Below are 14233 nucleotides of genomic sequence, written 5' to 3' on the forward strand. Positions count from 1 at the left end.
CCGGCCGGGTCAGGCCGACGTGGTATTGGCCATGTCCGCACCCGGGTTCCGTGTCGGGGCTTCGTGGCTGTGTGAATGGGGTTTCGATGCGTCGTCGCGCGGCCGTGCCAGCCAGTACGGGTCGCCTACGGTGACACCGATCTCGCGCGCTTCCGCGAGCATGCGCATCCGCATCCTCGCCTGCAGTTCGGGCGTGTAGAGTTCCTCGGGGCAGGACAGCGACACCGAGAACAGGTGCCCGTCGGTCTCGTTGGCCACGGCGACCGCGAAGGCGTTGAACCCGCGATAGGTGATGCTCTCGATCCGTGCGTAGCCGTCGGCGCGGGCCTTGCGGGCGAGTGCGAGAATCTCGACTGCCGAATTGACCTGACCGGTCTCGCTGTAGGTCACCGTGTCGGGGAAGCGGCGCAGAATCTCTGAGTCCGGCAAGCGGGCGAGGAGAGCCAGTCCGACTGCCGTGACGTGCGCAGGCAGCCGCATCCCCTTCGGGAGGACGAGGCGGACCGGATACGACCCCTGGCGGACCCCGATGAGAACCACTTCGGTTCCGTCCAGAACTCCGATGTAGCTGGTGAGGCCGAATTCGTCGACGAGCCGTCCCGAAGCGCGCTCGATCAGGTCCAGGACCCGATCGTCCTTCAGGTACAGATTGCCCAGACGGAACGCGAGCGGGCCGGGCGAATAGCCGCGTCGCTTCTGCGATGGTTCGAGAAGACCGGCTTCCGCCATCGATTTCATCAGACGCGAAACCGAACTCTTGGGAAGGCCCACCTCGGCGGCAGCTTCCGTCACGCCGAGCACCGCTCGGTTCGCCGAGTAACAGCCGAGGATCAGGAGGGCCTTGTCAAGGGAGCTCATATGTTGCTCTATATGGAACGTTATGCTAGATATGGTACAAATGGATTCACGGCGGAGTCAACCGCTTCCGTGCGCCGTTGCGCGCGGGCTGGCGTCCATCTGTTTGAGGGTGAGATTGCCGAGGTGCGGCCGGATAGCGGGGCCGAAGCCGTTCACGCATCGTCCTACGAAGGATCCGGTCCGGTCTTCGCGAAATTAATTACATCTGGAGATTGGCGTTCTCTTGCCGAGCGCCCCTGACGATCCAATTAACGGCTTCGTTCCGATAGGGTAGCCGTCTCCTTGCGGCGTCCCAGGATTGAGGGATCGGTAGATGTCTCTTTCGTCTAGGCGCGGCCGCCTGATCTTGGCCGGAGCGTTCGTCTTTCTGGCTCTTCACTTCGATAAACTTGCTGCAGAGGCGCAGACGGCCGACCCGCAGGTGACTGTCGCCAGGCCGGTGGTGCGGGAGATCATCGAGGATGACGAATTCGTCGGCCGCTTCGAAGCGGTCGATCAAGTATCCGTAAGGTCTCGCGTCGGCGGGTATCTCGATCAGGTCCATTTCACCGATGGCGCGATGGTCGAGAAGGGCCAACTCCTCTTCACGATCGATCAGCGGCCGTTCGAAACCGCCTTGGATCAGGCGAAGTCGGAGCAGGGGGCCGCGCAGGCGCTCGTTGACTTCACCAAGATCCAGTTCGAGCGCGCCCAGTCGCTCGTCGGCAATGGCAACATTCCGGTATCCACCGTCGATGACCGGCGTCGCGAGTACCTTGCCGCCACGGCGCGGGCCGATGGAACCCGCGCAGCCGTTGCCCGCGCCGAGCTCGACCTGGAGTATACGGAGATCCGGGCCCCCCTCGCGGGACGCATCGATCGTCGCCTGGTTTCGGTCGGCAACCTGGTCGAGGCCAACCAGACCGTCCTGACGACGATCGTGTCGCTCGACCCGATCCACTTCTACTTCGAGCTCGACGAGAAACAGTACCTCGACTACGCGATGCGCGCGCGCCAGAACGGTGCGACCCTGAACGAGGGGGCCGGCGATCTGAAGGTGAAGGTCCGGGTCGCGGACGACCGTATTCCGCCTGCCGAGGGAACTCTCGATTTCGCCGAGAACCGGCTGGACCGCGAAACAGGCACGATGCGGGTTCGGGCGACCTTCGCCAACCCGGACTACGTCTTCCAGCCCGGCATGTTCGGGTACGTGAATGTACCGGCCTCGGTGCCCTATCAGGGCGTGATGCTGCCGGATGAGGCGATCGGGGCCGACCAGAACCGCCGCATTGTCTATGTTGTGAACGCCGACGACGTGGCCTCGGCGGTGCCTGTACGGCCTGGTCCGCGCATAGACGGATACAGGGTGATCCGCTCGGGTCTGACGGGAGAGGAGACCGTCGTGGTCAATGGTCTCATGCGTGTGCGACCGGGTGTCAAAGTCGCGCCGGAACTGATCACTTTGCCGCCCACCAACGAGCCTGCCGGGACACGGCAGTGAGGTTCGCGCATTTCTTCATCGACCGGCCGATCTTCGCGACGGTCGTATCGCTGTTCCTCGTGATCGTCGGCGCCATCAGCTACACGCGCCTTCCGGTATCCCAGTACCCCGAGATCGCGCCTCCGACAGTGGTGGTGCGGGCCTCCTATCCCGGCGCGGACGCCGAGACGGTTGCCGCCACTGTCGCGACGCCGATCGAGCAGGAGATAAACGGTGTCGAGGACATGCTCTACATGTCCTCCTACTCCACCAGCGACGGCGCGATGGCGCTGACGATCACCTTCCGCTTGGGCACCGATCTCGACCAGGCACAGGTTCTCGTCCAGAACCGCGTGGCGATTGCGGTGCCGCGGTTGCCGGAGGAGGTGCGGCGACTGGGGATCACGACGACGAAAAGCTCTCCCGACCTGATGATGGTCGTGCACATGCTGTCGCCCGACGATACCTCCGACCAGCTCTACGTGTCGAACTATGCGCGATCGCGTGTCCGCGACGTGCTGTTGCGGCTGGATGGCGTCGGGGACCTGATCATCTTCGGCGAGCGGGAGTATTCGCTGCGCGTCTGGCTCGATCCGGAGAAGCTCGAAGCTTACGGGATGACCGCCGCCGACGTTGTCGAGGCCTTGCGCGAACAGAACGTGCAGGTGAGCGGCGGCTCGATCGGGGCGCCGCCAGCGCCGGAAACCAACGCATTTCAATACACCGTCACCACCCAGGGACGCTTCGAGGACGCCCGGCAGTTCCGATACGTCATCGTCAAGGCGACACCTGACGGTCGACTGGTCGAACTGCAGGACATCGCCAGAATTGAGCTTGGAGCGCGGGACTACGTCACCAACAGTTATCTGAACGGCAGCCCGGCCGTGGCGCTCGCCATATTCCAGAGGCCCGGCACGAATGCTCTGGCGGCCGCCGATGAGATTACCGCGACGATGCGGGACCTTTCGGAGGATTTCCCGCCGGGGCTCGACTACCAGATCGTCTACAATCCGACCGAGTTCATCGCCGAGTCGATCAACGAGGTCTACAAGACCATCCTGGAGGCGGCGCTGCTCGTCGTGCTGGTGGTCATCGTCTTCCTCCAGTCGTGGCGCACCGCCGTCGTTCCCATCATCGCCATTCCTGTCTCCCTGATCGGGACCTTCGCTTTTCTTTACGCGTTCGGCCTTTCGCTCAACATGCTGACGCTGTTCGGGCTCGTGCTGGCCATCGGCATCGTCGTCGACGATGCGATCGTGGTGGTCGAGAACGTCGAGCGCAACATAGCGCTCGGCCAGTCGCCCCGCGCCGCCTCCCACAGGACGATGGACGAGGTCGGCACCGCCGTCATCGCGATATCGCTGGTGCTGATCGGCGTGTTCGTTCCCACCGCATTCATTCCCGGCATCTCGGGCCAGTTCTACCTGCAGTTTGCGGTGACGATCGCGGTCGCCACGGCTATCTCAGCACTCAATTCACTGACCCTGTCTCCGGCCCTTGCTGCGCTGCTGTTCAAGCCGCACGGCGCCCGTCCGCCGCGCTTCCTGCTGACGCGTGGGGCGGCTGCCGCCGCGGGCGCGTTCAACCGGGGCTTCGAGAAGATGGCGAGCGGCTACTCGTCCGTCATCCGCTTCCTTGTTGGCCGGCGGATCGCGCTGATCGCCACCCTGGTCGTCTTCTCGGGCCTGCTTTACGGGACCTACTACGCCGTCCAGACGGTCCCCCGGGGGTTCGTCCCGACGCTCGATCAGGGCTACGCCATCGTCGTCATCCAGCTTCCCGACGGGGCGTCGCTGTCGCGCACCGACGCGGTGGTGCGCAGGGCCTCCGACATCATCTCGGGCATCGACGGGATCAGGGACGCCGTGGCGTTCGCCGGCTTTTCCGGGGCGACCTTCACCAACGCTCCGAATTCGGCGGTGATCTTCACCGGCTTCGACCCCTTCGAGGAGCGCGGTCCGGCGGGGCTCGGCGCGGACCGGATCATCGGCGACCTCTACGGCAAACTGCAGGAAATACAGGAAGCCTTCATCATAGCCGTCCCCCCACCCCCGATCCGGGGGATCGGGAATTCGGGGGGCTTCCGGATGCAACTGCAGGAGCGGCAGGGCTCCGACGTGGATCGTATCCTGGAGGCGGCCCAAGGTATCATCGGCACAGCGAACCGGACGCCGGGCCTCGCCGGCGTCTACTCGACATACTCGGCCTCGAGCCCCCAGATCTACCTCGACATCGACCGGGACAAGGCCCGCGTCCTGAACGTGCCGATTCCGAGCATATTCGAGACGCTGGCCATCAATCTTGGCACCTCCTACGTCAACGACTTCAACGCATTCGGCCGGGTCTACCAGGTCCGCGCCCAGGCCGACGAGACCTTCCGGCTGGAGCCCTCCGATATCCTGGAGCTCAAGGTGCGCTCCGCAACGGGCGCGCTGGTGCCGATGGGCACGCTGGTGTCGCTGCGGGAAACCACCGGGCCGACCCTGGTGCAGCGCTACAACATGTATGTCTCGGTGCCGGTGCAGGGCAACGCCGCGCCGGGGGCCTCGTCCGACCAGGCGCTGGACAGCATGGAAGAGATCGCGCTCGCGCAGCTGCCGGCGGGGACGGCTTTCGAGTGGACGGAACTCGCCTTCCAGGAGCGCCAGGTCGGAAACCTCGCCATCTTCATTTTCGGGCTCTCGGTGCTGTTCGTGTTCCTCGCGCTGGCAGCTCAGTACGAGAGCTGGGTGCTTCCTGTCGCAATCGTCCTGATCGTTCCGCTGAGCATCCTGGCGGCCCTTGTCGGGGTCGTCCTAAACGGCCTCGACAACAACATCCTCGTGCAGATCGGTCTGATCGTCCTGGTCGGACTTGCGGCGAAGAATGCGATCCTGATCGTCGAGTTCGCCCGGCAGGGCCAGGACCGCGGGCTTGGCCCAGTCGATGCGGTTGTTGAAGCCTGCCGATTGCGGCTGCGGCCGATCCTGATGACCGCCTTTGCATTCATCCTGGGCGTCGTGCCGCTGATGATTGCGGAGGGGCCAGGCGCCGAAATGCGCAGGTCGCTGGGGACGGCGGTGTTTTCGGGAATGCTCGGCGTCACGATTTTCGGTCTGTTCCTGACGCCCGCCTTCTATGTCGCGCTCAGGTGGGTGTTCCCGGCACGCCGGAGTGTGGAAGTCGACCCGGCAGAGGCAACGGACCCGGCAGCTTGAGCAAGGGGTCGTTTCCTACGGCCGTGGCTTCAGGCCGCCGAGGAACATGGCGATGAAGCAGTCGGCGATCTCGTCCAGCGAGTTCTCGCCCTCGTAGTTGTACCACCGCTGGATCCAGTTGATCGCGCCCATCAGCAGCAACTCGGTCAGCTTGGGAGGAACACCGACAATCGAGCCGTCCGCGATCCCTTCCTCTATCAGTTTCAGCAGATCCGTATCGAGCTGGCGCGCCCGGGCGTGAATTCGATCCATCGATTCCGGCGGGAGAGATGCAAATTCGTGAACGATAGCGCAAGGATGATCGAGGACGTCGACGATGACCCCGCGCACATAGCGTTCAATCTTGGCGAGACCGCAATCGTTGCTGGCGGTGACCTCGGCCATGACGGATTCACAATAGTCGAGGGTCTGCTCGTAGCACTCCTGCAGCACGACCGGCTTTGTGCCGACGTAGTAGTACAGCGCTGTCTTCGAGATGTTGAAGCGGCCGGCGATCTCTTCCAGCGACGTTGCCGCGTAGCCGCGCTTGTTGAACATCTCGGCGGCGACGCGCAGCACCGCGTCGCGCTTGATCTGGTGATCCCGCGGCCGATCGAACACGTTCTGCTGGGCTCGTCGGCTCAACCGGTTCCTCCAGGCATTCTCGTCGGTTCCTTGCGTCGGCGTCCGAATCGGGTGCCCGTCATAGCATGAGGTTCGCCGATAAGATCTAGATTTGAGCCTCGCCCGCGGCGTGATGGACGAATTTCAGGGTCTGCTCGAACGCCGAGTTGAGGACCTGCCCGTCGGTCGGATCGGATATTTCGCCGAAGCGTGCGGCGATCGCCTCCGGGGTCCGTTCATCGGGCGGAAGATAGATCCCACGGGTTTCGAACGCTACGTAGCGGGCGAAACTCCCCGCCCCGGCGCACAGCACGATTCGCGAAGGGGCGTCTTCGGAGACGAGGTACAACAGGCCGGGCGACACGGCCGAGGGGTCCAACTGGTCCAGCACGTCGTCCTCGACGAGACCCTCGACCATACGGGTGGCGGCGGCAGGCGAAAGGACGTTGACCCGGATATCGTACTTTTCGCCTTCCAGATGGAGCGCGTTGCACAAGCCGAGCATCGCCGACTTCGCCGCCGCGTAATTAGCCTGGCCGAAATTCCCGTAGAGACCCGAGGACGACGAGGTCATGACGACCCGGCCGTAGCCCTGCTCGCGCATCAGCGGCCACACGGCCTTCGTACAGATCACGCTTCCCAGCAGGTGGACGTCGACGACCTTGCGGAAGTCATCGAGACCCATGTTGGCGAATGTCCTGTCCCGCAGGATGCCGGCATTGTTGACGAGAATGTCGACACGCCCCCATTCGCCGATGGTCTCCTCCACCATTTCAGTGACCTGATCGGCGTTTGTGACGTCGGCCTCGTTGACGATCGCGGCTCCGCCTTGAGCGCGAATCTCATCGACGACCGCCAGTGCCGGGGCTTCGGACATCCCCGTCCCGTCCATTGCGCTGCCCAGATCGTTGACCACGACCTTCGCGCCGCGTTCGGCGAGTGCCAGAGCGTGCGACCGGCCAAGGCCCGAGCCGGCCCCGGTGACGATCGCGACCCTGCCGTCAAAGCGAATAGACATGTGCGACTTCCTCTCGACGACCGTTTACAGGCACAGCGATCACTGGAGTTACGTACGCGAAAAAAAACTTACTCTCCAGTATAAAATGTGACACACTTTTTCAAATTCGCCATGGGGCAGGTCTGTTCCGAATCCGGGGGAGGTTCTTCGAACCTGTTGAAATGACGTCAAAAAGCAGCCCTAGCAGGTCGCGCGATCCAATCGGCGGGCGGCTCTTCACGATGGTCCGTAACGACAGCTACCGGAGCGTCGGCCGATGATCGGCCGGTCGATGGAAGCGCTCGTCCTGATGCTGGCAATCGCTGCAGCGGCGCTCTTCGCGTTCTTTGTCAGCGGCTTTGCGACGTGGCCGAACCTCTCCAACCTGGCCCAGAATTCCGCCTCGTTGATGATCCTGAGCTGCGGCATGGCGATGGTCATCATGACCCGCGGTCTGGACTTGTCCCAGATCGCGGTCATGACTGCCGCGTCCACCGCCTTCGGCGTCCTTCTGACGGGCGGCCACGGTGTCGGTTCCGCTCTTGTCGCCGCGCTGGCTACGGCCGTCGTGCTGGGCATTCTGAACGGCTGGCTTGTCGCCTATTTCGAGATCCCGTCGCTGCTGGCGACGCTTGCCACGGCAATGCTGATCACCGGCGGTATCCGGTGGGGCCTCCTGCAAGGGGAGTTCCTCGTGCTCCTGCCGAAGGACGATCCGTTCATCGTGGCGATTTCCTCGGGCCGCATTCTCGGCGTTCCGCTCTCGGCGGTGATAGCGCTGGGCATTCTGGCCGTGACGGGTTTCATTCTGTCGCGGACAATCGTCGGGCGGACCATCTACTCGATGGGAGACAACATTGGCGCGGCGCGGCTGACCGGATTGCCCGTTCGCGCCGTCACTCTGGTGACTTACGTGTTCGCAGCCATAGCCGCGCTGATCGCCGGTATCGTCGTCGCGAGTTCGAGCGGGGCAGTGGACTTCCGGACTGTCACGAACGGAACGCTGCTGTTTGAAGTCATCATGGTGGTGGTGCTCGGCGGCGTCAGCCTGCGCGGGGGACGCGGCAGCATTCTGTCGATCATCGCGGGAGTCTTCCTCATAGCCGTTCTTCGAAACGGCATGACGCTGATGAACCTGTCCACCCAGCTTCAGGGTCTGATCATGGGGATGACGCTGATCACCGCGATCGTCATCGACAATCACCGGAATCCGCGAGACCCCGAAACGGAGACTCAGGGAGATCTCTGATCACCACCGGAACCACAAGAACCGTACCGCAAAGGAGGAAAGTGCCAATGATCCGACTGAAGAAAGCAGGCGCCCTTATGGGGGCAGCCCTGATCACCGCGCTGGTTGCGCTCGCACCAGGTAACCCGGCGCATGCCGCCGATGACCGGATGAAGGGAAAGAAGGTCATTTTCGTGCCGATCGCGATGGGCATCACCCTCACCGAGGGCTGGTCGCGACGCATGGCAGAGCAGGCTGAACTTTTCGGCATCGAGTACGAAGTCCGCGACGCCGCCTTCGACATGAAAGCAATGTCGGAGCTGTTCGCCGCAGCGATCAATGAGAAGCCCGACCTGATCGTCGCCCATAATCCGACGGTCCAGCTCCTCGCCCGGCAGATCAAGAAGGCCGAGGACAGCGGCATCAAGGTCATGCAGCTCAACCTGAGCTCGCTGCAGAACTCGACCGCCTTCGTCGGGGCCGACTGGGACCGCATAGGTCGCGAAGTGGCCGAAGACATCGTGAAGCAGTGCGGCGAGGGCAGCGGCAAGTCGGGCAAGGTTGCCATCGTTCCCGGGCAGCTGACCGCTGCAGACAGCGTCATCATGAACGAAGCCGCGTTTGCCGTCTTCAAGGAGCATCCCGAAATCGAGGTTGTCTCGAACCAGGCATCCGACTGGGAGCCCGAGAAGGCCAGGCAGATCACCGCCACCGTGCTTCAGCAGCACCCGGACCTGTGCGCCGTATTCGGCCATTGGGGCGTGCACACGATCGGTGCCGGCAACGCGGTCAAGGATGCCGGCAAGCAGGACGACGTGCTTGTCTATGCGACAGGCGGCGGCAACCGGCTGATCTGCAACAACATCGAGCAGGACGTCATCGATCGCTACTGGAGCTACAACGCCGACGGTCAGGGGCGCGACGCCGCGACGATGATGCGGGTGATCCTGCAGGGCGCCGAGCCGAAGGACGGCGAAATGCTTCGGGTGGACTCGCCCCTCATCGTCATCACCAAGGAAAACTACTCGCCGAGCATGTGCTGGGACATGCCCAGCTGAGTAACTGGCGCCTGCCGGGCCGCGCGACCGACGCGGCAATCCTCCGGCGGGAGGCATTCGAGCCTCCCGCCGTCACCTTGATGCACGGATAGTCCTACATGAGTTCGGCCGACGCACCCCAGTCGATCTCCGCCAGACCGCGTGTCAGCACCCCGCTGGCGGTCGTTTCGTTTCGCCGCATCGTCTCCGATCTGCTGAATCGGAACTGGATCGAAGGAGCCGTGCCGTTCGTCGCATTCTTCGGATTGCTGGCGATCTTGCTCCTGACCACCGACGGCTACTTCTCGCCGTCCAATCTCGGTACCCTTGCCCGTTACTCCTCGGACGTCGCGATAGTCCTTCTGGCGATGCTGCTGGTGGTGGCAATCGGGGGCATCGACCTGTCGGTCGGCTCGAACTACGCAGTCTGCGTCCTCGCCTCTCTCTATCTGTTCCACATCGTCGAGTTGCCGACATGGCTGGTCCTGCCGCTGTCGGTGCTATGCGGTGCCGCGGTCGGTCTCCTGAACGGTTTCCTGACGGGCGTCCTGGGATGCGGGGCCCTGTTGGCGACGCTGGGGACGATGATCACATTCCGGGCCCTGTTCGTGATCGGTTCGCAGGCCTCCCTGGTCGAAATATCGACGTCGTTCCGAGGCGATGCGATCTGGGATTTCTTCGGGTTCGACGATCTCTTCGGCGTGCCCGTCAGCTTCTGGATCCTCGCGGTCGTTGCGATCGTCCTCCACCTGATGTTCCGCCATTCCCGGTTCGGCTGGCATATCCTGGCCGTGGGAGGCAACAGGAAGGCGGCGCGCCACGCCGGCGTCCCGATCAAACGCGTCATCCTGCTGACCTACGTGCTCGCCGGCGCGCTCGTCGGGCTCGCAGGCTTTCTCTATGCGGCTCGCGAGAACAGTGCCGGCTCGGATACCGGTCTCGGGCTCGAGTTCTTCGTCCTGACGGGGCTGGTCGTCGGCCTCGGCGGCTTCGTGCCGGGCCGGGGCAGCGTCTTCAACGCCCTGATCGGTTTCGCGACGATCTACCTGTTGAGCAACTCGCTTCGCAATGCCGGCTTCCGCGGCGACTTCGTCCAGGCCGCGATGGGCCTGATCCTCGTGGCGGTGCTGGCGCTGGACACGAAGTACCGCAAGGAGCGCCATCGCCTGCTCGCCCGAGCCTATCTCGATCCGGCCAGACTGACCCTGGCGCCGGCGATGGATCTCGCGGACCTCGCCCCCGGCCGTGGTGCCAACAAGCTGGCCGATGCGACGATCCTGGCGGGCGGCCGGATCGACGGTCCGGAAGACGTCATTCTCGACCGGGACGACAACCTGTACTGCGGCACGCGCGACGGCAGGATCATGCGGCTGCTTGCGCCGGACTACACACGGATCGAGACCTTCGCCAAGACCGGCGGCCGGCCGCTCGGCATGGCCTTTGACGCGGAGGACCGGCTGGTCGTCTGCATCGCGGGAATGGGGCTTTACCGGATTCCCGGCCCCAACCGGGTGGAACGCCTGGCCAGTCAGACGCGGCGGAGCTGGACGTCGCTGGAGGACGACCGGGCGATCAGGATGGCCGACGACCTCGACATCGCACCAGACGGGCGGATCTTCTTCAGCGATGCGACCAAGCGCTACGAGATGGAGACCTGGGCGGTCGACCTACTCGAGGGCCGGCCGAACGGACGGCTGCTTTGTCACGATCCGCGAACCGGCGCGACGACGACGGTCTGCGACCACCTGCATTTCCCGAACGGCGTCTGCGTCAGCCACGACGGTCGACGGCTCCTCGTCGTCAGCACGGCGCAATGCTCCGTGATGAGCTTCGACCTGGACCGGCTCGATGAAGGACCGCGCGAGTTCATCACCGGGTTGCCCGGCTATCCCGACAACATCAACCGAGCGTCCGACGGGGGATACTGGATCGCCCTTGCCGGCATGCGTTCGCCGGCGCTCGACCTTGCCATGCGGGAGCCAGGCCTGCGCCATCGCATGGCCAAGCGTGTGCCGCCGACCAACTGGCTTTTCGCCAATCTCAACATCGGCGGTGTCCTGAAATGCTCCGCCGATGGCAGGATCGAGGATTCCTACTGGGATGCGCCTGACGGGCCTCTCTACATGATCACGTCCATGCGCGAGCACCGTGGCGAGCTTTTTCTGGCCGGCGTGTCGAACGACAAGATCGGGCGCCTGAAGCTGCCGGGCGCCGATAGCCGCTGGACCTCCAACGACAGCTACTGGCCGAGGTGAGGACATGTTCGGACGCCGTGCCGAAGCGCAGCCTTCGTTTCCGCTTCTCGACGGACCGCTTCGTCCGAATGACGCCCTGGAGGAGGCGGAGGCGATCCCGGTCGCGGAGCCGCACGACATGTGCATCGCTGCAGACGGCTCGTTGCTTGTGTCCAGTGGCGCCAGCCTGCTGAGGATGAACGATTGGGGGGACGGCGGCCCTGTCCGGGTCGCGGAGTTCGGCGGGGCCGTCACGGCGCTCGCCTGCCGCGACGACGGGCTGGCCGCCGTCGGGATCGAAGGGGAGGGGGTGAAAGTCCTGGATGCGGATTTTGCCGTCCACGACGGACTCTATGAAACGGACACGCGGCCGACCGGGACGACCGCGCTCGTGTTCGCCTCGAATGGCGACCTCCTCGCCGCCGACGCGGGCCGCGACGGCGGCGCCTATCCCTATACGCGGGAGCTCTTCGCGGACAGCGGCGGCGGCCGGATTCTCCGGATCAGCGAGAACGGCACGACAACGACTGTCGCCTCGCAGCTGCGCTGCCCGCATGGAATGGTGGAGACCTCCGCCGGATCGCTGGTGATCTCCGAATGCTGGGCCTCCGGACTGAGAACGACCGGTCCGGAAGCAGGCTTCAACGAACTGCCGGGAAATCCGGGGCGCATTCACAGGCGCCAGAGCGGGGGCTACCTACTCGCCTGCCTGTCGCGGCGTGATCCGCTGATCGACTTCATCCGCACCGAGGAGGCGTTCGCCGCGCGCATGATGGCGGAGATCGAGCCCGAATACTGGGTCGCCCCGCGCCTCAGCGCACAGGCAGACTATCGCTACCCCGTCCAGTCTGGCGCCACCCGTCTGTTCGGCGAAACCAAGCCGTGGGCGCCGTCGCTCTCCTATGGCCTCGTGGTACTCCTCGACACCGACTTCCAGCCTGGAGCCAGCCTCCATTCCCGGGCCAACGGCACCCGCCACGGCATAACGACGGCGGTCGAGTGGCGGGGCGGTATCGTCGCGCTCAGCAGAGGCAGCGGCGAGTTGCTGCGCGTGAAGGGGGAACACCCATGACGGATGCTCCGCTTCTGCTGATCAAGGGTGTCACCAAGCGGTATGGCGGCGTGGCGGCGATCGACAGCGTCGATTTCGATCTGAGGTCCGGCGAGGTCCACGCGCTGGTCGGCGAGAACGGCGCCGGCAAGTCTACGCTGTGCAAGATCGTCGCCGGCGTATTGAAGGACTATGAGGGCGAACTGCGAATCGACGGGGCGGCGGTCTCCATGAAGACACCCCGGGATGCGTACGAAAAGGGCATCTCGATGGTGTTCCAGGAAACCAGTCTCGTGCCGCAGCTCACGGTTGCGCAGAATCTCGTTCTGGGCCGGGAAAAGACGTTCAACTCTGTGCGGGCGCTGAGAAACGAAGCGCGGCAGCTCTTGCGGTCGCTGAACTTCAACATCAATCCCGATACCCGGGCAGGCGCCTTGAATACCGCGCGTCGCCAGATGGTGGAGATCGCCCGGGCCGTCTACAACCAATCCCGGATCATAATCCTCGACGAGCCGACGGCGGCACTCACCCCGGAAGAAACGGACCACTTCTTCTTTCTCGTCAACGAGCTGCGCAGTCGCGGCGTGGCGATGATCTTCATTTCCCATGCTCTCGAGGAAGCGCTGACCCAGGCAGACAGGATCACGGTGCTGCGCAACGGCCACAAGATCATCACGGACCGCGCATCGAGCTTCGACAGGGAGACGCTTATCCGTCACATGATCGGCGAAAAGGGTGCAGAAGGTGAGCGCTTCATCGACAAGCCCAGGCCGGCACATCCCACACGCAAGCCGATCCTCAGGGTCGAGAACCTCAAATACGGCAACGTCGTCAACAACATCTCGTTTTCCGTCTATCCCGGAGAGGTGACGGGGATTGCGGGCCTCATCGGATCGGGGCGCAGCGAGACCGCCAAGGTGATCTTCGGGGAGTTCCGCCGCAACTTCGGTGGCGGGCGCATCCGTTTCGAGGGTCGCGAGATCCGCTACAAACGCCCTTCGGAGGCGGTGCGCGACGGCATCGCCTATGTCACCGAGGACCGGCAGATGGACGGCTTCTTCGAGACCATGAGCGCCACCCAGAACATCTCGCTCGGGTGGATCGCCAAGCATCCCAGGCGCAACTGGCTGCTCAAGACTCACACCATGAAGGCGCTGGCGAAGCAGTGGTTCGAGACGCTGTCGGTGCGCATGATCGGCGAGGACCAGAAGGTGCTGCGGCTGTCTGGCGGCAACCAGCAGAAGGTGGTCATCGCAAAATCGCTGGTCCAGGAGCCCCGGCTGATCATCTTCGACGAGCCGACGCGCGGCGTCGACGTCGGTGCGATTGCAGAGATCCGCAAGCTGATCCGCGACATCGCCGACGGTGGTGCCGGAGTGATCGTCATCTCTTCCTATCTGCCGGAAATCCTCGATGTATCCGACCGGATCCTCGTCGCCCGCGGCGGAACCATCGTCGCCGAGTTCTCGCGGGAGGATGCGACCTCGGAGAAGATCCTGCACGCCGCCATCCATTGACGCGCGGCGCCGGGGACGGGTTGCAGGGAGCAGGCTGCGCCGTGTTGCTGTC

The 14233-nt window shown here is 64.0% G+C and carries 10 protein-coding genes; 7 read left to right on the forward strand and 3 right to left on the reverse strand.

Translation table 11 applies throughout. From position 1 onward, the window contains the following. Positions 1 to 9 precede the first annotated feature (9 nt). On the reverse strand, positions 10 to 858 hold the full coding sequence (locus V3328_RS18720; protein ID WP_340331234.1) for an IclR family transcriptional regulator: 849 nt from the start codon (positions 856 to 858) through the stop codon (positions 10 to 12). Positions 859 to 1171: 313 nt separating this feature from the next. On the opposite strand from V3328_RS18720, the gene V3328_RS18725 reads away from it, so the two are divergent. Then, a complete protein-coding gene (locus V3328_RS18725; protein WP_340331235.1) occupies positions 1172 to 2338 on the forward strand; it encodes an efflux RND transporter periplasmic adaptor subunit in 1167 nt (388 codons plus the stop codon). Continuing rightward, positions 2335 to 5514, forward strand: coding sequence for an efflux RND transporter permease subunit (locus tag V3328_RS18730; RefSeq protein WP_340331236.1), 3180 nt, complete (start codon positions 2335 to 2337; stop codon positions 5512 to 5514). The genes V3328_RS18725 and V3328_RS18730 overlap by 4 nt, the downstream gene beginning before the upstream one ends. A 15-nt stretch (positions 5515 to 5529) precedes the next feature. Here V3328_RS18730 and V3328_RS18735 read toward each other — a convergent pair whose 3' ends face one another. Together V3328_RS18735 and V3328_RS18740 are read right to left on the reverse strand one after the other, a co-directional pair. Further along, positions 5530 to 6138, reverse strand: a complete 609-nt coding sequence (locus V3328_RS18735; protein ID WP_340331237.1) for a TetR-type transcription factor C-terminal domain-containing protein — start codon at positions 6136 to 6138, stop codon at positions 5530 to 5532. An 85-nt stretch (positions 6139 to 6223) separates the two neighbouring features. Beyond that, complete coding sequence (locus V3328_RS18740; protein WP_340331238.1) at positions 6224 to 7135, reverse strand: SDR family NAD(P)-dependent oxidoreductase; 912 nt, start codon at positions 7133 to 7135, stop codon at positions 6224 to 6226. Positions 7136 to 7391: 256 nt separating this feature from the next. On the opposite strand from V3328_RS18740, the gene V3328_RS18745 reads away from it, so the two are divergent. The 5 genes from V3328_RS18745 to V3328_RS18765 all read left to right on the forward strand — a co-directional run bounded on the left by V3328_RS18745 (position 7392) and on the right by V3328_RS18765 (position 14181). Continuing rightward, positions 7392 to 8363, forward strand: a complete 972-nt coding sequence (locus V3328_RS18745) for an ABC transporter permease (protein ID WP_340331239.1) — start codon at positions 7392 to 7394, stop codon at positions 8361 to 8363. 47 nt (positions 8364 to 8410) lie between these two features. Beyond that, entirely contained in the window at positions 8411 to 9400 is a 990-nt protein-coding gene (locus V3328_RS18750) for a sugar ABC transporter substrate-binding protein (RefSeq protein ID WP_340331240.1), read from the forward strand. A 98-nt stretch (positions 9401 to 9498) separates the two neighbouring features. Beyond that, positions 9499 to 11634 (forward strand): ABC transporter permease, encoded by a 2136-nt coding sequence (locus V3328_RS18755; RefSeq protein WP_340331241.1) that lies wholly within the window; start codon positions 9499 to 9501, stop codon positions 11632 to 11634. Positions 11635 to 11638: 4 nt separating this feature from the next. Further along, positions 11639 to 12685, forward strand: a complete 1047-nt coding sequence (locus V3328_RS18760) for an SMP-30/gluconolactonase/LRE family protein (RefSeq protein WP_340331242.1) — start codon at positions 11639 to 11641, stop codon at positions 12683 to 12685. Further along, the gene (locus V3328_RS18765; RefSeq protein WP_340331243.1) at positions 12682 to 14181 is read left to right on the forward strand and encodes a sugar ABC transporter ATP-binding protein; all 1500 of its coding nucleotides are present in this window, start codon (positions 12682 to 12684) and stop codon (positions 14179 to 14181) included. The genes V3328_RS18760 and V3328_RS18765 overlap by 4 nt, the downstream gene beginning before the upstream one ends. The last annotated feature ends 52 nt before the right edge of the window (positions 14182 to 14233 follow it).

It is taken from the genome of Microbaculum marinum (genome assembly GCF_037855135.1).
Taxonomy (GTDB): Bacteria; Pseudomonadota; Alphaproteobacteria; order Rhizobiales; family Tepidamorphaceae; genus Microbaculum; species Microbaculum marinum.